At 60.1% G+C, this 589-nt stretch carries 1 protein-coding gene; it reads right to left on the reverse strand.

The genetic code is table 11. The features are described 5' to 3' along the window. Positions 1-25: 25 nt before the first annotated feature. The coding region (locus tag J5M71_RS26630; protein WP_207838464.1) for a CoA transferase at positions 26-589 on the reverse strand (564 nt) is incomplete at its 5' end.

Here is a 589-nt window from a genome sequence, read left to right on the forward strand (position 1 = left end):
GAAAAACCGAAGCGCCCGGCGCTGCTCAGATGGCCCCGTCTTCACGCAGCCGAGCGATTTGCGCCGCGTCGTAGCCCAGATCGCCAAGCACCTGCGCATTGTGTTCGCCCAACTGCGGCCCGACCCATTCGGATGAACCTGGGGTTTCGGAAAGTTTCGGAACGATGCCGGGCATCTTGAAGTCCTTGCCGTCCGGCAGCTTGGCATGCAGGAACATCTCTCGCGCCAGATATTGCGGATCGTTGAACATGTCCTCGGCGCTGAAGATCCGGCTGACCGGTACGTCGGCCTGATTGAGCAAGTCGAGAACAGCCTGCAGCGGTAAGGAATTGACCCAGCGATCAATCACGCCATACAACTCGTCCCGGCGACTGTCACGCCCGTCGTTACTGGCCAGCAGTGGGTCGTTGGCAAGATCTTCGCGGCCAATCACGAGCATGAAGCGTTTGAAGATCGCATCACCATTGGCACCGATCTGCACATGCTTGCCGTCGGCGCTGGTGTGGATCGAAGACGGCGTGATGCCCGGCATGATGTTGCCGCTGCGCTCGCGGATGAAACCGAACACGTCGAACTCCGGCACCATGCT

It is taken from the genome of Pseudomonas sp. 43(2021) (assembly GCF_017490805.1).
Lineage (GTDB): Bacteria > Pseudomonadota > Gammaproteobacteria > Pseudomonadales > Pseudomonadaceae > Aquipseudomonas.